22 protein-coding genes are annotated in these 24,436 nt (G+C 60.1%); 15 read left to right on the forward strand and 7 right to left on the reverse strand.

Annotation, left to right across the window (positions count from 1 at the left end; all coding sequences use genetic code 11):
- The 4 genes from crcB to H045_RS11090 are packed head-to-tail and all read right to left on the reverse strand — an operon-like array spanning position 1 to position 4,812.
- Positions 1-375: a fluoride efflux transporter CrcB gene (gene crcB / locus H045_RS11075; RefSeq protein WP_003232122.1), complete on the reverse strand. Its 375-nt coding sequence runs from the start codon at positions 373-375 to the stop codon at positions 1-3.
- Entirely contained in the window at positions 375-1,697 is a 1,323-nt protein-coding gene (locus H045_RS11080) for a replication-associated recombination protein A (protein ID WP_003232120.1), read from the reverse strand. Before H045_RS11080 ends, crcB begins: the two co-directional genes overlap by 1 nt.
- A gap of 27 nt (positions 1,698-1,724) precedes the next feature.
- Positions 1,725-2,348 (reverse strand): outer membrane lipoprotein periplasmic chaperone LolA, encoded by a 624-nt coding sequence (gene lolA, locus H045_RS11085; RefSeq protein ID WP_003232118.1) that lies wholly within the window; start codon positions 2,346-2,348, stop codon positions 1,725-1,727.
- Between the two features lie 55 nt (positions 2,349-2,403).
- Entirely contained in the window at positions 2,404-4,812 is a 2,409-nt protein-coding gene (locus H045_RS11090) for a DNA translocase FtsK (RefSeq protein ID WP_015372403.1), read from the reverse strand.
- 500 nt (positions 4,813-5,312) lie between these two features.
- Between H045_RS11090 and aat the strand changes: the two genes are divergently transcribed.
- The 3 genes from aat (at position 5,313) to infA (ending at position 7,076) form a co-directional block, all read left to right on the forward strand.
- The gene (gene aat, locus H045_RS11095; RefSeq protein ID WP_015372404.1) at positions 5,313-5,993 is read left to right on the forward strand and encodes a leucyl/phenylalanyl-tRNA--protein transferase; all 681 of its coding nucleotides are present in this window, start codon (positions 5,313-5,315) and stop codon (positions 5,991-5,993) included.
- A 56-nt stretch (positions 5,994-6,049) separates the two neighbouring features.
- Entirely contained in the window at positions 6,050-6,757 is a 708-nt protein-coding gene (locus tag H045_RS11100) for an arginyltransferase (protein WP_003232112.1), read from the forward strand.
- 100 nt (positions 6,758-6,857) lie between these two features.
- A complete protein-coding gene (gene infA, locus H045_RS11105) occupies positions 6,858-7,076 on the forward strand; it encodes a translation initiation factor IF-1 (RefSeq protein ID WP_002553999.1) in 219 nt (72 codons plus the stop codon).
- Between the two features lie 242 nt (positions 7,077-7,318).
- On the opposite strand, the gene clpA is transcribed toward infA, so the two are convergent.
- Both clpA and clpS read right to left on the reverse strand, forming a co-directional pair.
- Complete coding sequence (gene clpA, locus H045_RS11110) at positions 7,319-9,589, reverse strand: ATP-dependent Clp protease ATP-binding subunit ClpA (protein WP_003232110.1); 2,271 nt, start codon at positions 9,587-9,589, stop codon at positions 7,319-7,321.
- 29 nt (positions 9,590-9,618) lie between these two features.
- Entirely contained in the window at positions 9,619-9,987 is a 369-nt protein-coding gene (clpS, locus tag H045_RS11115) for an ATP-dependent Clp protease adapter ClpS (protein ID WP_003232108.1), read from the reverse strand.
- 223 nt (positions 9,988-10,210) lie between these two features.
- On the opposite strand from clpS, the gene cspD reads away from it, so the two are divergent.
- Positions 10,211-10,516 carry a cold shock domain-containing protein CspD gene (cspD, locus tag H045_RS11120; RefSeq protein WP_015372405.1) on the forward strand — a complete coding sequence of 102 codons (306 nt, stop codon included), beginning with the start codon at positions 10,211-10,213 and terminating at the stop codon, positions 10,514-10,516.
- Positions 10,517-10,598: 82 nt separating this feature from the next.
- Here cspD and icd read toward each other — a convergent pair whose 3' ends face one another.
- Complete coding sequence (gene icd, locus H045_RS11125) at positions 10,599-11,855, reverse strand: NADP-dependent isocitrate dehydrogenase (protein WP_015372406.1); 1,257 nt, start codon at positions 11,853-11,855, stop codon at positions 10,599-10,601.
- 495 nt (positions 11,856-12,350) lie between these two features.
- On the opposite strand from icd, the gene H045_RS11130 reads away from it, so the two are divergent.
- The 11 genes from H045_RS11130 (at position 12,351) to H045_RS11180 (ending at position 24,418) form a co-directional block, all read left to right on the forward strand.
- Positions 12,351-14,576: an NADP-dependent isocitrate dehydrogenase gene (locus H045_RS11130; RefSeq protein ID WP_003232102.1), complete on the forward strand. Its 2,226-nt coding sequence runs from the start codon at positions 12,351-12,353 to the stop codon at positions 14,574-14,576.
- A gap of 204 nt (positions 14,577-14,780) precedes the next feature.
- Positions 14,781-15,227 carry an NUDIX hydrolase gene (locus H045_RS11135; RefSeq protein ID WP_003232100.1) on the forward strand — a complete coding sequence of 149 codons (447 nt, stop codon included), beginning with the start codon at positions 14,781-14,783 and terminating at the stop codon, positions 15,225-15,227.
- Positions 15,228-15,286: 59 nt separating this feature from the next.
- Positions 15,287-16,411 carry a tRNA 2-thiouridine(34) synthase MnmA gene (mnmA, locus tag H045_RS11140; RefSeq protein ID WP_003232098.1) on the forward strand — a complete coding sequence of 375 codons (1,125 nt, stop codon included), beginning with the start codon at positions 15,287-15,289 and terminating at the stop codon, positions 16,409-16,411.
- Entirely contained in the window at positions 16,408-17,031 is a 624-nt protein-coding gene (gene hflD, locus H045_RS11145) for a high frequency lysogenization protein HflD (RefSeq protein WP_003232096.1), read from the forward strand. The genes mnmA and hflD overlap by 4 nt, the downstream gene beginning before the upstream one ends.
- A gap of 126 nt (positions 17,032-17,157) precedes the next feature.
- Positions 17,158-18,528, forward strand: a complete 1,371-nt coding sequence (purB, locus tag H045_RS11150) for an adenylosuccinate lyase (protein WP_015372407.1) — start codon at positions 17,158-17,160, stop codon at positions 18,526-18,528.
- Between the two features lie 83 nt (positions 18,529-18,611).
- Positions 18,612-19,778 (forward strand): ribosomal protein uL16 3-hydroxylase, encoded by a 1,167-nt coding sequence (locus tag H045_RS11155; protein ID WP_003232092.1) that lies wholly within the window; start codon positions 18,612-18,614, stop codon positions 19,776-19,778.
- Positions 19,771-20,193: a GNAT family N-acetyltransferase gene (locus tag H045_RS11160; RefSeq protein ID WP_003232090.1), complete on the forward strand. Its 423-nt coding sequence runs from the start codon at positions 19,771-19,773 to the stop codon at positions 20,191-20,193. The genes H045_RS11155 and H045_RS11160 overlap by 8 nt, the downstream gene beginning before the upstream one ends.
- Positions 20,194-20,553: 360 nt before the next feature.
- A complete protein-coding gene (locus tag H045_RS11165; protein WP_015372408.1) occupies positions 20,554-21,279 on the forward strand; it encodes a secretin N-terminal domain-containing protein in 726 nt (241 codons plus the stop codon).
- Positions 21,280-21,457: 178 nt separating this feature from the next.
- A complete protein-coding gene (gene aceA / locus H045_RS11170; RefSeq protein ID WP_003232086.1) occupies positions 21,458-22,783 on the forward strand; it encodes an isocitrate lyase in 1,326 nt (441 codons plus the stop codon).
- A gap of 536 nt (positions 22,784-23,319) precedes the next feature.
- Entirely contained in the window at positions 23,320-23,733 is a 414-nt protein-coding gene (locus H045_RS11175) for an NADH-quinone oxidoreductase subunit A (RefSeq protein ID WP_015372409.1), read from the forward strand.
- A 10-nt stretch (positions 23,734-23,743) separates the two neighbouring features.
- On the forward strand, positions 23,744-24,418 hold the full coding sequence (locus H045_RS11180) for a NuoB/complex I 20 kDa subunit family protein (protein WP_003174719.1): 675 nt from the start codon (positions 23,744-23,746) through the stop codon (positions 24,416-24,418).
- Positions 24,419-24,436: the final 18 nt, after the last annotated feature.

Here is a 24,436-nt window from a genome sequence, read left to right on the forward strand (position 1 = left end):
TCAAAGTTTGGTCAAGGACAGGCCGGCCCAGGTGGCGAGCAGCCCGCCGAACACGCTGATGCCCAGGTACCCGAAGGCAACCAGCGCCTGGCCGCTTTCCAGCAGGCGCAGCGTGTCCAGTGAAAAGGATGAAAAGGTCGTCAGACCGCCTACAAAGCCGACAATCAAGCCGGCGCGAATCTCAATCGGCACTTCCGGGCGCAACAGGAACCAGCCGTACAGCAACCCGATAATCAGGCAGCCCACCAGGTTGACCGCCAGGGTTGCCGCGTAAAAATGCTTCGGCCAGTTGGCGCTCACCCACGTACCGGTGGCGAAACGCAATAATGTACCAGCGATGCCGGCAGCGGACACGGCAAGAATTGTCTTGAGCACTACTTTCTCCGCTGCCTGGGGCTGAGACGGTCGAGTTGAGCGAGGTGATTGAGCTTCTCGCCGATCTTCAGCTCCAGGCCACGGGGCACCGGCTGGTAGAGGGGCAACGGCTCAAGCTCATCGGGGAAGTAATCTTCGCCGGCAGCATAGGCGTCCGGCTCATCGTGGGCGTAGCGGTATTCATCGCCGTAGCCCAGTTGCTTCATCAGCTTGGTCGGCGCATTGCGCAGGTGCATCGGCACTTCGAGAGAGCCGTGTTCGGCCGCCGCGCGCAGCGCCGACTTGAAGCCCATGTACACCGCATTGCTTTTTGGCGCGCAGGCAAGATAAGTGATGGCCTGGGCCACCGCCAGCTCACCCTCCGGGCTGCCGAGGCGCTCTTGCACATCCCAGGCGGCGAGGCACAGGCTCAGCGCGCGCGGGTCGGCGTTGCCAATGTCCTCGCTGGCCATGCGCACCACGCGGCGCGCCAGGTACAACGGGTCGCAACCGCCATCGATCATCCGTGCAAACCAGTACAACGCGCCGTCCGGGTTGGAGCCGCGTACCGATTTGTGCAACGCCGAAATCTGGTCGTAGAAAGCTTCGCCGCCCTTGTCGAAGCGTCGGCGCGTATCACCCAGCAGGCTCTGCAGGAGGTCGACGCCAATCTCGCTGCCGTCTTCGGCCAGGTCCGAGGCGTTTTCCAACAGGTTGAGAAAGCGCCGGCCATCACCATCGGCGGCGGTGAGCAGAATCTGAAAGCCTTCGTCGCTGACGCTCAACTGGCGCTTGCCCAGGCCCTTCTCTTCGCCCAAAGCGCGCTGCAACAGCTTCTGCATGGCGGCGGCGTCCAGGCTCTTGAGCACATAGACCCGCGCCCGCGAGAGCAAGGCGTTGTTGAGTTCAAAGGAAGGGTTTTCGGTGGTGGCACCGATAAAGATCAGCGTGCCATCCTCCACGTAGGGCAGAAACGCATCCTGCTGCGACTTGTTGAAGCGATGCACTTCGTCGACAAACAGGATGGTGCGCTTGCCGTACTGACCCGCCTGCTGCTTGGCGACTTCCACCGCCTGGCGGATTTCCTTGACCCCGGCGAGCACCGCCGAGACCGTTTCAAAGTGTGCATCCGAAACTTTGGCCAGCAGGCGCGCCAGGGTGGTCTTGCCCACGCCGGGCGGCCCCCAGAAGATCATCGAGTGCAGCGCACCCTGCTCCAGGGCTTCGCGCAGGGGCTTGCCGCGCGCGAGCAGGTGTTCCTGACCGACATACTCATCCAGGTTGGTCGAGCGCAGGCGCGCGGCCAGGGGCTGGGCAATCGGGTCACTTCGAAACAGGTCCATGGGCAGCGTTTGTAACCTCTGGGCAGTTTATTCCTGGATCACATCGGCACCCTTGGGGATGTCGAACTTGAACCTGGATGCGGGCACCGGTGTATTGGCCTTGACCCCGGTGAAGAGGATATCGGTGCGCTGGCCGACGCTGTCGATCAGGCGCATGTTGTTGATCACCCCATTGCCGAACGACAGTTGCAGGCTGTCAAACAGCGTGTCCCTGGATTTGGGCTTGAGGGTGAACTCGATCACGTTGCTGGTCTGTTTGGAAGTGATGTCGAAGCTATCGTTGATTTTCGACACATCACCGGACAACAGCAGCGCCGGGGTCTGATTCAGGCGCGGATCGAGCTTCTTGATGGTTGCCTGCTCCAGATCCGGATCCCACAGCGTAACCTTCTGGCCGTCGGAGACGATGGTCTGCTCGGACTTGCCTTCGGTGTGCCAGTAGAACAGGCCGGGGCGCTGCACGGCCATCTCACCGGCGGTTTCCTGCAGGCGGGTGCCGCCAGCGTCCAGAGTCAGTTGGGAAAAGCGCGCGGTCAGGGTCTGGGATTTGTCCAGCAGGTTTTTCAGGCTGGCGACGGAGGCCGGGTCGGCGTGCGCCGAAACAGCGGTCAGGGCCAGGGCCGGCAACAACAGCATGCGGATAAGGCGCATGGGAGTCCTCATTGAGTAATCAGGGCGCGCCGCGTGCTGCCACGCGGCGCGGGAGTCAGTCGCGCGCCTGCCCGGGGGCAATCACTTCGCGCGAGCCGTTGGTGTTCATTGCAGTGACGACGCCGGCGTTTTCCATCGATTCGATCATGCGCGCGGCGCGGTTGTAGCCGATCTTCAGCTTGCGCTGCACGGCGGAGATCGAGGCGCGGCGGCTTTCCAGCACGAAGGCCACGGCTTCGTCATAGAGCGCATCGGTTTCGGCATCATCGTCGCCGCCGCCGCTACCGCCGTCGAAGCCGCTGCCGGCCTCTTCCACCCCGGCGAGGATGTCGTCGTTGTATTCCGGCGCACCGCGCAGTTTCCACGCTTCCACCACGCGGTGCACTTCGTCATCGGACACGAAGGCGCCATGCACGCGAATCGGCAGGCTGGTGCCGGGCGGCATGTAGAGCATGTCGCCGTGGCCCAGCAGCTGCTCGGCACCGCCCTGGTCGATGATGGTGCGTGAGTCGATCTTGCTCGACACCTGGAACGCCATGCGCGTCGGGATGTTGGCCTTGATCAGGCCGGTGATCACGTCCACCGACGGGCGCTGGGTGGCGAGGATCAAGTGGATACCGGCGGCACGCGCTTTCTGGGCGATCCGCGCGATCAGTTCTTCGACCTTCTTGCCGACGATCATCATCATGTCGGCAAATTCGTCGACCACCACCACGATGGTCGGCAACTTGGTCAAAAGCGGTGCCTCGTCGTGAATGCTTTCGCGCTTGTACAGCGGGTCGGTCAGCGGCGTGCCGGCGTCCTGGGCTTCCTTGACCTTGGCATTGAAGCCCGACAGGTTACGCACGCCCATCTTGGCCATCAGCTTGTAGCGCCGTTCCATCTCGGCCACGCTCCAGCGCAGGGCGTTGGCGGCGTCCTTCATGTCGGTGACCACCGGGCACAGCAGGTGCGGAATGCCTTCATAAATCGACAGTTCGAGCATCTTCGGGTCGATCATGATCAGCTTGGCGTCGTCCGGGCCGGACTTGAACAGGATCGACAGGATCATCGCGTTCACACCCACCGACTTACCGGAACCGGTGGTACCGGCTACCAGCAGGTGGGGCATTTTCGCCAGGTCGGTGATCACCGGCTTGCCGCCGATGTCATGACCCAGGGCCAGGGTGACGGGGGACTTGAAGTTGTCGTATTCCGGGGTCGACAGCACTTCGGAGAAGCGCACGATCTGGCGGTCTTCGTTGGGAATCTCGATACCCACGGTGGTCTTGCCGGGGATCACTTCCACCACGCGCACGCTGGTTACGGCCAGGGAGCGGGCCAGGTCTTTGGCCAGGTTGGAAATACGGCTGACCTTTACACCGGCAGCCGGCTGAATTTCGTAACGGGTGATCACCGGGCCCGGGTGGATCGAGTCCACCGAGACTTCAACGCCGAATTCCTTGAGTTTGATTTCCAGCAGGTGGCCGACCGCCGCCAGGGATTCGGGGGAATAGTTGAGTTGTTTCTTTTCGGCCGGATCGAGAATCGAGATCGGCGGCAAGGTGCCTTCCACGGCGCTGTCGATGAACAACGGCGCCTGTTTTTCTTTCTGCACGCGATTGCTCGGCTCGGGCGCCTTTGCCGGTGCCGGGGCGATCACCGGCGGCACCTGCTTCTCGCGGTCCGACATGTGTTTGCTCAGGGCCTGCTCGCGCTCGATCAGGCGCTCCTTGACCTTGGCCTGCTCGCGGCGGTCCGGCGTGCTCGGCGCGACCACCTCGTTGACGCGGGTATCCACTTCGCGCAACTGCGCCACCATGCGTTTGCGCTCGACACGGGCCGACCACCAGCGGTTGGCGGCGCTCTGGAACAGCTCCAGCAGGTCGAGGGTGATCTTGCCGGTCACGTCCATCACCTTGAACCACGACAGGTCGGTGAACACCGTAAGGCCGAACAGGAACAGCGCGATGAACATCAACGTGCTGCCCTGGATATTCAGGCTCTTGCGTGCCAGGTCGCCGAGGCTTTCACCCAGCGCCCCGCCCGCACCCGCCGGCAGACCGGTGGGTGCATGGAAGTGAATATGCGCCAGCGCCGCACCGGACAGCACCAAAAACACCAGGCCGATCAGGCGCCAGGAGAACAGCCAGCCGCTCCACTGCCACGGTTCGTGACGCTGGCGGAAGATCTGCCAGGTCTTGATCGCCAGCAGCAACGGGAAGATATAGGCGAAATAACCCAGCACCATGAACAGGATATCGGCGCTGTAGGAACCGGCAGGGCCGCCGAAGTTCTGCACGTCTTCGATCTTGCTGTTGTGGCTCCAGCCGGGATCGTCCTTGCCGTAGGTGAGCAAGGCCATCATCAGGAACAGGCACAGGGCACCGATGGCAATCAGCGCGCCTTCCTTGAGTCGGTAGTGCAGGTGCTGGCGCCAGGCCGGCACGACTGCTGCTTTGGGTGTTGCGGCGGATTTCTTCAAAACGGGTCTTTTCCTGCGCCTTGGGCGCGTCCATCTGTTGAATGACTGCACACGCTGCCCAATCCGAGCAGCTGAAAAATAAACGAATATGGGTGAATCTACTGTTAACACAGGGCGAGGGACAGGCGAAATGGCGATAACGCCACACAATGGCCGCATTGTACGGATTTGCGTGCGTGATGCCATACACTTGCACCTTGCGCGCCAGCCTGAACAATTGGCGTGTCATGGCCTGTTCAATTTGAGCATGCATTGCCTTAGCTGACAAAGGCTTATGCGCGGTTTTTATCAGGCAAGGCAAGCTTGGCAAAGGGCCTGCATCCGCGCGACCCGATTACGACCGCACCCCTTGCACAGAGTTGCAGAAACACCCGTTTACGCTAATACCCGACAATGTGCCCTTCGGACTGGTCGTGCGCTGCCACGTCGACAATAATCACCGCTCAAGCGGCAGGCGTCATTTCTGCCACTCCCCTCCCCTTCCGCAAAGCCTGGATACCATGCTGACCTGGTTACAACGCGACACCCTGACTTTTCCGCCACTGGCCAAGGCCATGCGTGAACCCAATGGATTGCTGGCCGCCGGTGGCGACCTGTCGGCCGAACGGCTGATCCAGGCCTACCGTCACGGCTGTTTCCCCTGGTTTTCCGAGGGCCAGCCGATTCTCTGGTGGTCGCCGGACCCGCGCACGGTGATATTCCCCGACGAACTGCATGTATCACGCAGCCTGGGCAAGTTGCTGCGCCAGCAACGCTACAGGGTCACTTTCGATCAGGACTTCGCTGCGGTCATCCAGGCCTGCGCCGCGCCGCGCAGCTACGCCGATGGCACCTGGATCACCGAAGGCATCCAGAACGCGTATCTGGCATTGCACCAGCGCGGTTACGCGCATTCGGTGGAGGTATGGGACGATGACGAACTGGTGGGCGGGCTGTATGGCCTGGCGATGGGCCAGCTATTCTTTGGCGAATCCATGTTCAGTCGCGCCGACAATGCCTCTAAATTCGGCTTCGCCACCCTCACCCGGCAATTGCAGGCCTGGGGGTTCGTGCTGATCGACTGCCAGATGCCCAACGATCACCTGCACAGCCTCGGCGCGCGCGCCATCCCGCGCAGTGAGTTCGCCGACTTCCTGCACAAACATCTGGATCAGCCCACTGCAGGCCCGTGGGTTTCCTAGGCGACATCCGCGCACCTGGCTTACACTTATTTCAAAGCTTATCCCGAGGGTTGATCATGACCGAGCTGGCGCGCTTGAAGTTTTATGCCACTCAAGCCCACTCCTGCAGCTATCTGCCCGACGAGCAAGCCACCACGCTGTTCCTCGACCCCAGCCAGCCCATGGACGTGCATGTGTACGCCGACCTCTCGGAAATGGGGTTTCGGCGCAGCGGCGATCACCTGTATCGACCGCACTGCCAGCACTGCAATGCCTGCGTCCCGGCGCGCATCCCGGTGACGCAGTTTGTGCCCGACCGCAACCAGAAGCGCATCCTCAAGCGCAACGCCGACCTGACGGTGACGCCTGCCCTGCCCAGGTTCACCGAGGAATACTTCGACCTTTATCAGCGCTATATCGAACAGCGGCATGCCGACGGCGATATGTTCCCGCCCAGCCGCGACCAGTTTTCCACTTTTCTGGTGCGTGACCTGCCCTTCTCGCGTTTTTACGAGTTTCGCCTGGAGGGTCGTCTGGTGGCCGTCGCCGTCACCGACTTGCTGCCCAATGGCCTGTCGGCGGTTTATACCTTCTACGAGCCCAGGGAAGAGCGCCGCAGCCTCGGACGCTTTGCAATCCTGTGGCAGATCAGCGAGACGCTGCGCCAGGAACTGGAAGCGGTGTACCTCGGTTACTGGATCAAAAACTGCCAAAAGATGAACTACAAGACCCAATATCGGCCCATTGAGCTGCTGATTAATCAAAGATGGGTCACGCTTAACTAGAACCCCTTGGCTTGAACACCCTTTTTCGGGCACAATGCACGCCGCTTTTGCCTGGCGCAGTTGCACCGGGCCATTCACTGGATACCGAGGGCTTTACTGCATGTCGAAAGAAGACAGCTTCGAAATGGAAGGCACTGTCGTCGACACCCTGCCCAACACCATGTTTCGTGTGGAGTTGGAAAATGGGCACGTCGTAACCGCGCATATCTCCGGCAAGATGCGCAAGAACTACATCCGTATTCTTACCGGTGACAAAGTGCGCGTCGAGCTGACGCCCTATGACTTGAGCAAAGGGCGCATCACTTACCGCGCTCGCTAAGCAAGTCAATACAAAACGCCCGGTTATGCCGGGCGTTTTTGTGTGCACACGATTTAACAGTCACTACTTGACCCTGTGGGAGCTGGCTTGCCTGCGATAGCATTGGATCAGCCAAGCAGGTAGTGGCTGACAGACCACTATCGCAGGCAAGCCAGCTCCCACAGTTGATCTTCAGTGATCAACCGACCGACCCAGACAGCAAAAAGGCGCCTTTCGGCGCCTTTGGTATTGCTGTGGAGCGATCAGGCCATTTCAGCCGTGGTCTCGAACTCGAAGGTCAGCTCGCCATCCTTCAAATCGATATGCACCACGCCGCCATGGTCGGCAAGTTCGCCGAACAGGATCTCTTCAGCCAATGGCCGCTTGATCTTGTCCTGGATCAGACGCGCCATCGGGCGAGCGCCCATTGCCGCATCATAGCCACCCTCGGCGATCCAGCTGCGCGCCGCCTCCGTTACGTCCAGTTGCACGCGCTTGTCTTCCAACTGCGCCTGCAGCTCGGTAAGGAACTTGTCCACCACGCTCTTGATAACCTCATGGCTGAGGCGACCAAACTGGATGATGGTGTCCAGACGGTTGCGGAACTCCGGCGTAAAGCTCTTCTTGATCACTTCCATCGCATCGGAAGAATGATCCTGATGACTGAAGCCGATCGAGGCCCGCGCGGCAGTTTCGGCACCGGCGTTGGTGGTCATGATCACGATCACGTTGCGGAAGTCCGCCTTGCGCCCGTTGTTGTCGGTCAGGGTACCGTGGTCCATCACCTGCAGCAGCAGGTTGAAGACTTCCGGGTGCGCCTTCTCGATTTCATCGAGCAGCAATACGCAATGCGGTTGCTTGGTGATCGCCTCGGTCAACAGACCGCCCTGATCGAAGCCGACGTAGCCCGGAGGCGCACCGATCAGGCGCGACACGGTGTGGCGCTCCATATATTCGGACATGTCGAAGCGCACCAGCTCTATCCCCATGGCCTTGGCCAGTTGTCGCGCCGCCTCGGTCTTGCCGACGCCGGTAGGGCCTGCGAACAGGAACGAACCCACCGGCTTGTCCGGCGACTTGAGACCCGCACGCGACAGCTTGATGGCCGTGGACAACGAATCGATCGCAGCATCCTGGCCGAACACTGTGAGCTTGAGGTCGCGCTCCAGGTTACGCAGCAGCTCCTTGTCGGAACTGGTGACGTGTTTTGGCGGAATCCGCGCAATCTTCGCCACGATGTCCTCGACCTGAGGCACGTCGATGCGCTTCACACGTTTTTCGACCGGCTGCAGGCGTTGATAAGCGCCTGCCTCGTCGATTACGTCGATGGCCTTGTCCGGCATATGCCGGTCATTGATGTAGCGCGATGCAAGCTCCGCCGCAGCCCGCAGCGCCTCATCGGTGTACTCGATGCCATGGTGCGCCTCGAAACGCCCCTTGAGCCCGCGCAGAATGCCAATGGTGTCTTCGACCGAAGGTTCGGACACGTCGACCTTCTGGAAGCGTCGCGCCAAGGCACGGTCTTTTTCGAAGATGCCGCGAAATTCCTGGAACGTCGTCGAACCAATGCAACGAATATCACCCGACGACAGCAACGGCTTGAGCAGGTTGGACGCATCCATCACCCCGCCAGACGCCGCACCGGCACCGATGATAGTGTGGATTTCGTCGATGAACAGAATGGCTTGCGGGCGTTTTTTCAGCTCGCCGAGCAGCGCCTTGAAGCGCTTTTCGAAGTCGCCACGGTACTTGGTGCCAGCGAGCAACGCGCCGAGATCAAGGGAGTAGACGACGCTATTGGCCAGCAGATCCGGCACTTGATTGTCGACGATGCGCTTGGCCAGGCCTTCGGCGATTGCGGTTTTACCCACACCGGCCTCACCCACCAGCAGCGGGTTGTTCTTGCGCCGGCGCGCGAGGATCTGCGCCACACGCTCGACCTCAAGCTCACGCCCTACCAGCGGATCGATCCGCCCCTGGCGCGCCAGCTCGTTGAGGTTGCTGGCATAGGCATCCAGCGGGTTGCTTGAAGAAGAAGACTCACCGCCCTCGTCGTCCTGCATATCCTGCTCACCCTCGGAATGCTCGCCGTGCCCGGGCACCTTGGAGATACCGTGGGCGATGTAATTGACCACGTCGATACGGGCCACGCTCTGCTGCTTGAGCAGGAACACGGCCTGGCTTTCCTGTTCGCTGAAAATGGCAACAAGCACGTTGGCGCCTGTTACTTCACGCTTGCCGGAGCTCTGTACGTGGAACACAGCACGCTGCAGTACCCGCTGGAAGCCCAGGGTTGGCTGGGTTTCGCGATCCTCGTCATGCACGGGGATCAGCGGCGTGGTGGAGTCGATAAACTCCTGCAGGTCATGCTTGAGTTTGTCGAGGTTGGCGCCGCACGCACGTAAAACGGTAGCGGCAGCTTCGTTATCCAAAAGTGCCAGCAGCAGGTGCTCGACGGTCATGAATTCATGACGCTTCGAGCGAGCCTCCTTGAAGGCAAGATTGAGGGTGACTTCGAGCTCGCGGTTTAACATAGCTTCACCTCATACCCAAGTGGTCGGCGTTAACCGTCCTTCTCGATTTCACAGAGTAGCGGATGCTGGCTTTCCCTGGCGTACTGGTTGACCTGCATGGCCTTTGTCTCGGCGATGTCGCGGGTAAACACTCCACATACTGCCCGTCCTTCTGTGTGAACGGCCAGCATTACCTTGGTCGCCAACTCGCGGTTCAGGTTAAAAAACACCTCGAGCACTTCGACCACGAAATCCATCGGTGTGTAGTCATCATTGAACAAAACCACCTTGTACATCGGCGGCGCCTGTAGAGCAGGCTTGGCCTCCTGAACAGCAATGCCTGCAGAACCGTCGTCCTCGTGTTGGTGATCCGGGCGATCCTGATTGAAGGTTAGTCGAATCTGGCTGATTGCATGCATGGAAAGAAAGGTTCGTCAGTGGTTCAGTAACAGTGGTGGGGGCGGGCTGTCAGAATTTCAACTCCTGACAGCGAGTCGCCTTGACTATCGGCAAATCGGTGTTACAACCAATAGAACCCACAGTGGGTAAAAAAGGTCCGCGCAGTCAACCTTATTTATTCGGGTTAGGACGGATAAACTGGATGATACTCCAGTGATGGAGTCTGGTGCAGAGGGATATGGTATGTCTGACGTCAAGATCAATGGCAAGGTCAAATGGTTTAACAATGCCAAAGGGTATGGATTCATTATTGAGGATGGCAAGTCCGAGGACCTTTTTGCGCATTACTCGGCAATTAGCATGGAGGGATACAAAACGCTGAAAGCGGGCCAGCCGGTGTCTTTTAACATGATTCAAGGACCCAAGGGGCTGCACGCGGTCGATATTTGTGCTGTTTGCTCACAAGGACTCGGGAAAACCCACGATCAAACGCACGAGAAAACCCACGACGCACAGATTGCTCAGCAGGAAATAAAAGAACTGGCCTAGCCAGGTACCTGGCTGAGCGGCCTGCAAAATGAAACCGGCTACCCTGACATGATCAGGATGGCCGGTTTTTTTCAGCCTCATCTTACATATGCGAAATCAACGCATCGCCAAAACCCGACGACGACACCAGCGTCGCCCCGTTCATCAGGCGCTCGAAGTCATACGTGACAGTCTTGGCCGAAATAGCCCCATTGGTGCCTTTTATAATCAGGTCTGCCGCCTCGGTCCAGCCCATATGGCGCAGCATCATTTCCGCCGACAGAATCAGCGAGCCCGGGTTAACCTGGTCCTTGCCCGCGTACTTGGGCGCTGTCCCATGGGTAGCCTCGAACATGGCCACGGTGTCGGACAGGTTGGCCCCCGGCGCAATGCCAATACCGCCCACTTCCGCCGCCAGCGCATCCGACAGGTAGTCACCATTCAGGTTAAGCGTGGCGATCACGTCATATTCAGCCGGACGCAGCAGGATCTGCTGAAGCATGGCGTCGGCAATGGCGTCCTTGACCACTACATCCCTGCCCGTTTTGGGATTCTTGAACTGCATCCACGGGCCACCGTCGAGCAGGGTCGCACCAAACTCCTTCTCGGCGATGCCATAGGCCCACTCTTTGAAGGCGCCCTCAGTGAACTTCATGATGTTGCCTTTGTGCACGATCGTCAGCGAATCACGGTCGTTGTCCACCACGTACTGCAGGGCCTTGCGCGCCAGACGCTCGGTGCCCTCCTTTGACACGGGTTTGACGCCAATGCCGCAGTCCTGATCGAAGCGGATCTTGGTGACGCCCATTTCTTCCTTGAGAAACTTGATGACCTTGATCGCTTCCGGCGAGCCGGCCTTCCATTCGATACCGGCGTAAATGTCCTCGGAGTTTTCGCGAAAGATGGTCATGTCCACATCCCCAGGCTTCTTCACGGGACTGGGTACGCCTTCGAACCAGCGCACCGGGCGCAGGCACACGTACAGGTCCAGTTGCTGACGCAGGGCCACGTTCAGCGAACGGATCCCGCCACCTACCGGCGTGGTCAGCGGGCCCTTGATGGACACCACGTAATCCTTGACCGCATCAAGGGTTTCCTGGGGCAGCCAGGTGTCCTGGTCGTAGACTTGAGTCGCCTTCTCGCCGGCGTACACCTCCATCCAGGAGATTTTGCGCTTGCCGCTGTAGGCCTTTTCAACCGCTGCATCGACCACCTTGATCATCACCGGGCTGATGTCGACGCCAATACCGTCGCCTTCGATGTAGGGGATGATCGGTTGGTCGGGCACATTGAGAGAATGGTCTGCATTGACGGTGATTTTGTCGCCGACGGCCGGAACCTGAATTTTCTGGTATCCCATGCTGAACTCCATCTATGGATTGAACATCTGCCTGCGCTCGAGCCTACTCCAGATAAATGACACCTGACACCCGGCGCCCTGCCCATTTGCATCGAAAACAACGTCATTTGTCGCCTACAAGCTATATAAAAACGGCAAAGTCGCCAATCTTGAGCACATCGAGCAATCTCAAGCGCGCCCCACCCGCCTGCGACCTTTAGACCAATGGACGACGCCCCTTTTGTGTGAAGGCTCTACGTGAGCATAGCGACCTATGTATAATGCTGCCGCTGACCCAAGAGTCACGACGGCTGACCGCTCTGGAACAGGTGCCTTCAGCTGCCGAGCCGGACTACTACAATAGTCCACCCGCTTGACGCTCGACTGATGCAACTCAACATCACCGCGAAGAAACCTCGACATTTCGCTCATGGATGACTTTGAACGAACGCGCTCAACCCGGCGCATCTCGAGTTTCTGCGCACGCTTTCAGCAAAGAAGAGAGTTAATCCGAATATGCCCACCCGCTCGAAGATCATCTATACCTTCACCGACGAAGCCCCGGCCCTCGCCACCTATTCATTGCTGCCTATCGTAGAGGCCTTCACCGCTTCCGCTGATATTGCCGTGGAAACCCGCGATATCTCCCTCGCCGGGCGCATCCTCGCAAGCTTCCCCGAGCAACTGGGCGCCAAGGCTGTAGCGGACCACCTCGCCGAATTGGGCGACCTGGCCGTGACCCCTGAAGCCAACATCATCAAACTGCCTAACATCAGCGCCTCGACTCCGCAGCTGCAAGCCGCGATCAAGGAACTGCAGGCCCAGGGCTATGCCCTGCCGGACTACCCGGAAACCGTAACCACCGACGCGGAAAAAGAAACCCGTGCGCGTTACGACAAGGTCAAGGGCAGCGCCGTGAACCCGGTACTGCGCGAAGGCAACTCCGACCGCCGCGCACCACTGTCGGTCAAGAACTACGCGCGCAAGCATCCGCACAAAATGGGCGCCTGGGCAGCTGACTCCAAGTCCCACATTGCTCACATGAACAATGGCGACTTCTACGGCAGCGAAAAATCCGTCCAGATCGACGCCGCTGACGCGGTCAAGATCGAGCTGATCGCTCAGGACGGCACCGCCAGCGTCCTGAAAGAGAAGACCTCGGTACAGACCGGCGAAATCATCGACACCGCCGTGCTGAGCAAGAAAGCGTTGCGCAGCTTCATCGCCGCCGAAATCGAAGACGCCAAGAAACAGGGTGTGCTGCTGTCGGTTCACCTTAAAGCCACCATGATGAAGGTCTCCGACCCGATCATGTTCGGCCAGATCGTTGCCGAGTTCTATAAAGACGCCCTGGCCAAGCACGCCGCCGTGCTCGAGCAGATCGGCTTCAACCTGAACAACGGCATCGGCGACCTCTACGCACGCATCAAGGCCCTGCCGGCCGAGCAGCAAGCGCAGATCGAAGCGGATATCCAGGCGGTTTACGCCGCTCGCCCATCGCTGGCGATGGTCAACTCCGACAAGGGCATCACCAACCTGCACGTGCCGAGCGACGTCATCGTCGACGCCTCGATGCCGGCAATGATCCGTGACTCCGGCAAGATGTGGGGCACCGACGGCCAGTTGCACGACACCAAGGCCGTGATCCCGGACCGCTGCTACGCGACCATCTACCAGGCGGTCATCGAAGACTGCAAGGCTCATGGCGCCTTCGACCCGACCACCATGGGCAGCGTGCCGAACGTTGGCCTGATGGCCAAGAAAGCCGAAGAGTACGGCTCCCACGACAAGACGTTCCAGATCAAGGCTGACGGCGTCGTGCGCGTCACCGACAGCAAGGGCAACCTGCTGATGGAACAGACCGTCGAAGCCGGCGACATCTTCCGCATGTGCCAGACCAAGGACGCGCCGATCCAGGACTGGGTCAAGCTCGCCGTCAACCGTGCCCGCGCCAGTGACACTCCGGCCATCTTCTGGCTCGACCCACAGCGCGCGCACGATGGCGTCGTGGTCGAGAAAGTTCAGGCCTACCTGAAAGACCACAACACCGAAGGCCTGGACATCCGCATCATGTCGCCGGTCGACGCGATGAAGTTCACCCTGGAGCGCACCCGCAAGGGCCTGGACACCATCTCGGTAACCGGCAACGTCCTGCGTGATTACCTGACCGACCTGTTCCCGATCATGGAACTGGGCACCAGCGCCAAGATGCTGTCGATCGTGCCGCTGATGAACGGCGGCGGCCTGTTCGAAACCGGCGCCGGCGGTTCGGCGCCCAAGCACGTGCAGCAACTGCTGGAAGAAAACTTCCTGCGCTGGGATTCCCTGGGCGAGTTCCTGGCCCTGGCTGCGTCCCTTGAGCATTTGGGTGTGACCTACAACAACCCTAAAGCGCTGGTGCTGTCCAAGACCCTGGACCAGGCCACCGGCCAGTTCCTGGACAACAACAAATCGCCTTCGCGCAAAGTCGGCAACATCGACAACCGCGGCAGCCACTTCTACCTGGCGCTGTACTGGGCTCAGGCCCTGGCCGCCCAGACCGAAGATACCGCGCTGCAAGCGCAGTTCGGCGAACTGGCCAAAACCCTGGCCGCGAACGAAGCAACCATCGTTGCCGAGCTCAACGCCGTACAGGGCAAGCCCGTGAACATCGGTGGCTACTACGCGCCGAACCCCGAGCTGACCAGCAAGGCCATGCGCCCGAGCGATACGCTCAATGCGGCGATTGCCAAGTTGAAGTAAGGTTGTAAAGATGCAAAGAAGCCCCGGCCAAGTGCCGGGGTTTCTGCTTTTAGGGACTTCATTGAAGAAACCCAATCAAATGTGGGAGCTGGCTTGCCTGCGATTGCAGTCTGTCAGTTCATACAGGTGTAGCTGACCCACCGCCATCGCAGGCAAGCCAGCTCCCACATTGACCGAGTCACCTTCCAGATACCGAGGCTTGCAATGACCTGGCTCCCCCACATCACCGTCGCCACCCTCGTCGAAGACAACGGCCGCTTCCTGATGGTCGAAGAACTCAAGGGCGGGCGCGCCGTGCTCAACCAGCCGGCCGGGCATCTGGAGCCGAAGGAGACCCTCACCGAAGCCGCCGTACGCGAAACCCTCGAAGAAACCGGCTGGGACGTCGAAGCCACCGGCATCGTCGGCATTTACCTCTACACCGCTCCGAGCAATGGCGTGACCTACCAGCGCGTGTGTTTTATCGCCAAAGCGCTCAAGCACCACCCCGACTATCAACTCGACGAAGGCATCCTGCGGGCTCGCTGGCTGTCCCGTGACGAATTGATCGCCCTGCGCGCCGACTGGCGCAGCGAGCTGATCATCCGCTGTATCGATGATTATCTGGCTGGCCAGAGGCACAGCCTGGAATTGATCCGTCCTTCTCTTTAGCCTTAGCGGCTTCGGCCTGCTAGAATCGCGTCCTTTTTCAAGACACCCGTTGAAACCCTATGCGTGATCCAGCCCCTTCTGACACACAAAAGAAGCGCGTCATCGTCGGCATGTCCGGCGGCGTGGACTCTTCCGTTTCCGCCGTTCTGCTCATGGAGCAGGGCTATGAGGTGGAAGGCCTGTTCATGAAGAACTGGGAAGAAGACGATGGAACGGAATACTGCACCGCCATGGACGATCTGGCGGATGCACAGGCCGTATGCGACAAGATCGGTATCAAGCTGCACACCGCCAACTTCGCCGCCGAGTACTGGGACAATGTGTTCGAGCACTTCTTGGCCGAATACAAGGCCGGCCGCACGCCGAACCCGGACATCCTGTGCAACCGCGAGATCAAGTTCAAGGCGTTCCTCGACTACGCCCTGATGCTCGGTGCCGACCTGATCGCTACCGGGCACTACGTGCGCCGCCGCGATATCGATGGCCGCACCGAGCTGCTCAAGGGGCTGGACCCGAACAAGGATCAGAGCTACTTCCTGCATGCCGTCGGCGGCGAACAGATCGCCAAGACCCTGTTCCCGGTGGGCGAGCTGGAAAAACCCGAAGTGCGCAGAATCGCCGAGCAACATGGCCTGGCCACCGCCAAGAAGAAAGACTCCACCGGCATCTGCTTTATCGGTGAGCGCCGTTTCAGCGACTTCCTCAAGCAGTACCTGCCGGCGCAGCCGGGCGAGATCAAGACCCCCTCAGGCGAAGTCATCGGTCGTCACCACGGCCTTATGTACCACACCATCGGCCAGCGCCAGGGCCTGGGCATCGGCGGCTTGAAGGACGCCGGCGAAGAGCCGTGGTACGTGCTGGTCAAGGACCTGGAACACAACGTGCTGGTCGTCGGCCAGGGCAACGAGCACCCGCTGCTGTTTTCCGGCGCGCTGCTCGCGTCCGAGATCTACTGGGTCAACCCGGTAGACCTCAGCACACCGCGCCGCCTGACCGCCAAGGTGCGCTATCGCCAGGGCGACCAGCCCTGCACTCTGGAAAAAACCGCCAGCGGCTACCGTGCCACCTTCGACGACCCGCAACGCGCGGTCACCCCGGGACAGTCTGTGGTGTTCTACGACGGCGAAATCTGCCTGGGCGGCGGCGTAATTGAAGTCGCGCAAGCCTGGAGCCACCCGGCATGAGTCCGACCCAGGAGCAATTGACGGCGCTGGGCGGTGTGTTTCTTGCGGCGGTGCTGGTGGACAAGATCGCCAGGACCGGCCAGGTCACTGAAGCCGGCCTGACCTGCATGCTCGGCAGCCTGCTGATCCGCGACCCCAAGGACACCCTGGAAGTCTACGGTGGCGATGACCTGGCGCTGCGTGAAGGCTACCGTGCGCTGATCGGCGCCCTGGAGCGCGACCCCAGCACCCTGCAGCGCGAGCCGTTGCGCTACGCCCTGTCGATGCTCGGCCTGGAACGTCAACTGGCCAAGCGCGACGACATGCTCGACACCATCGGCAAGCGCCTGCCGCAGATCCAGTCCCAGGTCGAACACTTCGGCCCGGCCCATGAAAACGTAGTCGCAGCCTGCGGCGCGCTGTACCAGGACACCCTGAGCACCTTGCGCCAGCGCATTCAGGTGCACGGCGACATGCGCAACCTGCAGCAACCAAACAACGCCTCGAGGATCCGCGCGCTGCTGTTGGCCGGTATTCGTTCGGCGCGGTTGTGGCGACAGCTGGGCGGCCATCGCTGGCAACTGGTGATCAGCCGGCGCAAATTGCTCAAAGAGCTTTACCCGTTGATGCGCAACGAATAAGTCGCTGCAACAGGTGTATTTTCACGCCGTTATGCGTAATACGCCGGTCAGTTGGCAACGGACCGGCGAATTTTTTCATGTATGATACGCGCCCCATTTCGTTGCCCGACTGTCCGAGAGCACCCCATGCAGCTTTCTTCGCTCACTGCGGTTTCCCCTGTTGACGGCCGCTACGCCGGCAAAACCCAGGCCCTGCGCCCTATTTTCAGCGAATACGGCCTGATCCGTGCGCGCGTGCTGGTTGAAGTTCGCTGGCTCCAGCGCCTCGCCGCTCACCCTGGCATCAGCGAAGTGCCGGCGTTCTCCGCCGAAGCCAACGCTGTGCTCAACACCCTGGCGGACAACTTCGCCCTGGAGCACGCCGAGCGCGTGAAAGAGATCGAGCGCACCACCAACCACGACGTCAAAGCCATTGAGTACCTGCTCAAGGAGCAAGCGGCCAAGCTGCCGGAGCTGGCCCAGGTCAGCGAGTTCATCCACTTTGCCTGCACCAGCGAGGACATCAACAACCTGTCCCACGCCTTGATGCTGCGCGAAGGCCGTGATGACGTGATGCTGCCGCTGATGCGCCAGACTGCCGAGGCCATCCGTGAGCTGGCCGTGCGATTCGCCGCTGTGCCGATGCTGTCGCGCACCCACGGCCAGCCGGCTTCGCCGACCACGCTGGGCAAGGAACTGGCTAACGTCGTGTATCGCCTGGAGCGCCAGATCGCCCAGGTGGCCGCCGTGCCGCTGCTGGGCAAGATCAATGGCGCCGTGGGCAACTACAACGCGCACCTGTCGGCCTACCCGCAAATCGACTGGGAAGAAAACGCCCGCGCCTTCATCGAAGACGAGTTGGGCCTGGGCTTCAACCCCTACACCACGCAGATCGAACCCCACGATTACATCGCTGAACTGTTCGACGCCATCGCTCGCTTCAACACCATCCTGATCGACTTCGACCGCGATATCTGGGGCTACATCTCCCTGGGCTACTTCAAGCAGCGCACCATTGCCGGCGAAATCGGTTCGTCGACCATGCCGCACAAGGTCAACCCGATCGACTTCGAAAACTCCGAAGGCAACCTCGGCATCGCCAACGCGCTGTTCCAGCACCTGGCCAGCAAGTTGCCGATTTCCCGTTGGCAGCGCGACCTGACCGACTCCACCGTACTGCGTAACCTCGGCGTGGGCTTTGCCCATAGCGTGATCGCGTACGAAGCCAGCCTCAAAGGCATCAGCAAGCTTGAGCTCAACGAGCAGAAGATCGCCGCTGACCTGGATGCCTGCTGGGAAGTGTTGGCCGAGCCGATCCAGACCGTGATGCGCCGCTACAACATCGAAAACCCCTACGAAAAACTGAAAGAACTGACGCGCGGCAAGGGCATCAGCCCCGAAGCGTTGCAAACTTTCATCGACGGACTGGACATGCCAGCCGCTGCCAAGGCCGAGCTGAAACTGCTGACGCCTGCCAATTACATTGGCAACGCTGTCGAGCAAGCCAAACGCATCTGACCATCGCAAGACCCTTGAGACGCCCGGCCGCGCCGGGCGTTTTTATTTCAGTCTTAAAAGTGCTTTTTTTCAATAGGTTACACATGAATCCTGATATCCCTCTTCAACTCTTGGGCGGCATCACGGCACGGGAGTTCCTGCGCGACTACTGGCAGAAGAAACCCTTGCTGATCCGTCAGGCCATCCCTGATTTCGAAAGCCCGATTGACGCCGACGAACTGGCCGGACTGGCGCTGGAAGAAGAAGTCGAATCGCGCCTGGTGATCGAACATGGCGAGCGTCCGTGGGAACTGCGTCGCGGGCCGTTCGCCGAGGACGCCTTCAGCACCCTGCCGGAGCGCGAGTGGACGCTGCTGGTGCAGGCGGTCGACCAGTTCGTGCCGGAAGTGGCCGAGCTGCTGCAACAGTTCCGCTTCCTGCCGAGCTGGCGCATCGACGACGTGATGATCAGCTTCGCCGCACCGGGCGGCAGCGTGGGCCCGCACTTCGACAACTACGACGTGTTCCTGCTGCAGGCCCAGGGCAAGCGCAACTGGAAAATCGGCCAGATGTGCAGCTCCGAGAGCCCGCTGCTGCAACACGCCGACCTGCGCATCCTCGCTGACTTCGAAGAAAGCGCCGAGTGGGTGCTGGAGCCGGGCGACATGCTCTACCTGCCGCCACGCCTGGCCCATTTCGGCATTGCCGAAGATGATTGCATGACCTACTCGGTGGGCTTTCGCGCGCCGAGCGCCGCCGAAGTGCTGACTCACTTCACCGACTTCCTCAGCCAGTACCTGACCGACGAAGAGCGCTACACCGACGCCGATGCGCAGCCGGTCAGCGACCCGCATCAGATCCAGAGCGACGCCCTCGACCGCCTCAAGAGCCTGCTCGCCGAGCACATGAGCGACGAACGCATGTTGCTCACCTGGTTCGGCCAGTTCATGACCGAGCCGCGCTACCCGGAACTGGTGGCCGGCGAAGAGCTGGGCGAAGACGACTTCATCGCCAGCCTGCAGGAGGGCGCGATCCTGGTGCGCAACCCAAGCGCGCGCCTGGCGTGGTCGGAAGTCGACGACGATGTGCTGCTGTTCGCCAGCGGCCAGAGCCGCTATCTGCCAGGCAAGCTGCGTGAGCTGTTGAAGCTGGTGTGCTCGGCCGATGCGCTGCACAGCGAAAACCTTGGTCCATGGCTGGCCGATGAAGACGGCCGTGACCTGCTGTGCGAACTGGTCAAGCAAGGCAGCTTGGGGTTCGCCGATGAATAGGATTCACGTAAGTGTCGCGGACTGGCGAAAGGATATCGACGAGATTCGGCGCATTCGTGAAGCGGTGTTTATCGCGGAACAATCGGTTCCACCGGAGCTGGAGTGGGATGCCGACGACGCCGGCGCCCTGCATTTTCTGGCGTTTGAGGGCGACTTTCCCATTGGCACGGCGCGCTTGCTGCCCAGCGGCGAGATCGGCCGCGTGTCAGTCCTCAAGGACTGGCGCGGGCTGAAAGTGGGCGACAAGCTGATGGAAACGGTGATCGGCGTGGCCGAGCAACGTGGGCAGACTCGGCAGTTCCTCAGTGCGCAGGTGTACGCGGCGCCGTTTTATGAGCGACTGGGGTTCAAGATCGTCAGTGATGAGTTTCTTGAGGTCGGGATTCCGCATGTGGATATGGTGCGCGAGGGCTGATTGAAACCGCATCGCGACTATCGGGAGCAAGTCCCCTCCCAAAATGCCCTGACTTGCGATAATGCCGTTCAGTTAAGGAAAATGTGTGGGCTTATTGTGGCGAGCGGGCTTGCCCCGCGTTGGGGTGCGAAGCGCCCCCCATCCAGCAAAACGCGGTGTACCTGATACGGCTCAGCGCCTGGTTTTGGGGCTGCTGCGCAGCCCAACGCAGGACAAGCCTGCTCGCCACGGGGAAGCTGCGCTTAACTGAACGGCATTATGCCTTGCCAGGGCATTTTGCTGTCCGGGATTCAACTTGCGACCCGTCAGGCCGACAAACTGGCACTATCCAGGCTTGAACCAATCGCAGAGATCACGGACATGTCCCTACGCACCCTGCTCACCGCCCTCCTCCTGACCACGAGCGTGTCGGCCATGGCCGACACGGCCGTGGTCGACCTGAGCAACCGCACCAGCGCCGACCTGCTGCCCGTGGCACAGCACTTCATCGGCAAGGACGGCACCGTCAGCGCCTATGGCAATCAGCTGATCGTCAATGCGCAACCGGATAAAATCGAGGGTTTGCGCGCCCTGCTCGCGCAGTTGGACATACCCGCCAAGCGCCTGCTGATCACCGTCGACACCAATGAAAACAACCAGCAAACCAATGGCCAGGTGATCAGCTACAGCACCGAAAGCCGTGAAGGCGGCATCCAGCAGATCCAGGCCAGCGAAGGCGTGCCCGCACTGATCCAGGTAGGCCAGAGCGTGCCGCTGACCAGCACTCAGCAGGACAGTTACGGCCGTCTGCAGAATCAGACCCAATACCGCAGCGTCACCCAGGGTTTCTATGTCACCGCCAGCGTTACCGGCGAGACCGTCCACCTGGCGATCAGTACCAATCGTGACCGCATGAGCCAGGAACGTCCCGATGTAGTGAACGTGCAAAGCACCGACACAACTGTCAGCGGCCGCTTGGGAGAGTGGATTTCCCTGGCCGGCATCAATCGTGCGACCCAAGCCGATAAATCCTCTACAACCCGCAGCTACTCTACCCAGGGGCGTGACGACCTGACCATACGGGTCAAAGTCGACAGCTTGAACTGAGCCACCAAAAACTGACTGACAAGTCGCACAAAGGCAAATATGTAGTGCTTTGAAAAAAGCACTACAAAACATTTGACGCCCCAAAAAAGGCTGTGCATGATGGCCTCGCTCCCGCTAATCCAGGGCCCTGGCAAGGGCCCTCGACCCCTAACAAGACGCGACGACGAGGTTTATCTCCATGGCACTGACACGCGAACAGCAAATTGCAGCCCTCGAAAAAGACTGGGCTGAAAACCCACGCTGGAAAGGCGTGACCCGCGCTTATTCGGCTGCTGACGTCGTCCGCCTGCGCGGCTCGGTTCAACCTGAGCACACCTTTGCCAAACTCGGCGCCGAGAAGCTGTGGAACCTGGTGACTCAGGGCGCCAAGCCGTCCTTCCGCCCCGACAAGGATTTCGTCAACTGCATGGGCGCCCTCACCGGCGGTCAGGCTGTGCAGCAGGTAAAAGCCGGAATCCAGGCGATCTACCTGTCCGGCTGGCAAGTGGCGGCGGACAACAACTCCGCCGAATCCATGTACCCCGACCAATCGCTGTACCCGGTGGACTCGGTGCCAACCGTGGTCAAGCGCATCAACAACTCGTTCCGTCGTGCCGACCAGATCCAGTGGAAGGCCGGCAAAGGCCCGGGCGATGAGGGCTACATCGACTACTTCGCGCCAATCGTGGCGGACGCCGAAGCCGGTTTTGGCGGCGTGCTCAACGCCTACGAACTGATGAAGAGCATGATCGAGGCAGGCGCTGCCGGCGTGCACTTCGAAGACCAGTTGGCCTCGGTGAAAAAATGCGGCCACATGGGTGGCAAGGTACTGGTTCCCACTCAGGAGGCTGTGCAAAAGCTGACCGCCGCGCGCCTGGCCGCTGACGTGGCTGGCACCCCGACCATCATCCTCGCCCGCACCGATGCCAACGCAGCTGACTTGCTCACGTCCGACTGCGACCCGTACGACCAACCGTTCGTGACCGGCGAGCGCACTCAGGAAGGCTTTTACAAGGTGCGCGCCGGTCTGGACCAGGCGATCGCCCGTGGCCTGGCCTACGCGCCCTATGCCGACCTGATCTGGTGCGAAACCGCCAAGCCGGACCTGGATGAGGCCCGTCGTTTCGCCGAAGCGATCAAAAAGGAATACCCCGACCAGTTGCTGTCCTACAACTGTTCGCCGTCCTTTAACTGGAAGAAGAACCTGGACGACGCGACCATCGCCAAATTCCAGCGCGAGCTGTCAGCCATGGGCTACAAGCACCAGTTCATCACCCTGGCCGGCATTCACAACATGTGGCACAGCATGTTCAACCTGGCGCACGACTACGCCCGCAACGACATGACCGCCTACGTGAAACTGCAGGAACAGGAATTCGCGGACGCATCCAAGGGTTACACCTTTGTGGCGCACCAGCAGGAAGTGGGCACCGGCTACTTCGACGACATGACCACCGTGATCCAGGGCGGCACTTCGTCGGTGACTGCGCTGAAGGGTTCGACTGAGGAAGAACAGTTCCACTAAACCACAACGCCGCACAGCAAAAAGCCCCGACTGGTTCGGGGCTTTTTGCTGTGCGGCGCTGCGGCCCAACTGTAGGAGGGGGCTTGCTCCCTCCCACAAAGGATCAGGTACTGAGTCAGCAGGTTTCGCGCAAAACATTGATCCATGGCGGTATCTGCGCACAGCGGATCGGTTAAAAATCCGTTCCAGCAACTAACCGCATTCAATCAAGTAACAACAACTTCCCGCGCCACGCGAGAACCATTCGCTTAAACTCCGCCCAAACAATAGTCATTATCATTTGGCGCATAAAAACTTGATTACCGTGTCAACGGAACGTAATTGATTCAACGCCCGCTAATGCCCGCAGCGCAAGGGCTGCAGCCCCACAAAGGTGCACTATGTGCTTCATCCGCCGAATAATTTCGCCGCAGGAATTTTACTTGCCCGGTGTTTAGCCATAAAATCACCGAGATTGATTGCAGTGCGACATATCGTCACTGCATCGTTACTTTTTCGAGCTCAGAGACCTTTGCTCTCTGTTAAGGATTTCCAGCATGACCGAAGCGACAGGACTCATCGCCCACAACTGGGGCTTTGCCATTTTCCTCCTCGGTGTTGTGGGGCTTTGCGCCTTCATGCTCGGCGTCTCCAGCCTCCTCGGGTCAAAAGCCTGGGGGCGCAGCAAAAATGAACCGTTCGAGTCTGGCATGCTGCCTACAGGTGGCGCCCGCTTGCGGCTCTCAGCCAAATTCTATCTGGTCGCGATGCTCTTCGTGATCTTCGATATCGAAGCCCTTTTTCTCTTTGCCTGGTCTGTGTCCGTCCGCGAAAGCGGCTGGACCGGATTCGTCGAAGCTCTCGTTTTCATAGCAATTCTGTTGGCAGGTCTTGTCTACCTGTTCCGAGTGGGCGCCCTTGACTGGGCTCCGGAAGCTCGTCGCAAGCGGCAAGCGAAGCTGAAACAATGAGGCTTTGGCGATGCAATACAATCTCACCAGGATCGACCCGGATGCTCCTAACGAGCAGTACCCCATCGGCGAACGGGAAACCGTCTCCGATCCGTTAGAAGATCAAGTCCATAAAAACATCTACATGGGCAAACTCGAAGACGTGCTGAGTGGCGCGGTGAACTGGGGGCGTAAAAACTCCCTGTGGCCTTACAACTTCGGCCTTTCGTGCTGCTATGTGGAAATGACCACCGCCTTCACGGCGCCCCACGACATCGCGCGCTTTGGCGCCGAAGTAATCCGGGCGTCACCGCGTCAGGCGGATTTCATGGTTATCGCCGGCACCTGCTTTATCAAGATGGCGCCGATCATTCAGCGTCTCTACGAGCAGATGCTCGAGCCCAAGTGGGTGATCTCCATGGGTTCGTGCGCCAACTCCGGTGGCATGTACGACATCTACTCCGTGGTTCAGGGGGTGGACAAGTTCCTGCCCGTGGACGTCTACGTGCCTGGCTGCCCGCCCCGCCCTGAAGCTTTTCTGCAAGGCTTGATGCTGCTGCAGGAATCGATTGGCAAGGAGCGTCGCCCGCTTTCCTGGGTCGTCGGCGATCAAGGCGTGTACCGCGCCGAGATGCCGTCACAAAAGGAACAGCGCCGCGAACAGCGAATCGCAGTCACCAACCTGCGCAGCCCCGACGAAGTCTGATCCAGCCCGCTTCTTTTA

The sequence above is a fragment of the Pseudomonas poae RE*1-1-14 genome, from assembly GCF_000336465.1.
Classification (GTDB): domain Bacteria; phylum Pseudomonadota; class Gammaproteobacteria; order Pseudomonadales; family Pseudomonadaceae; genus Aquipseudomonas; species Aquipseudomonas poae.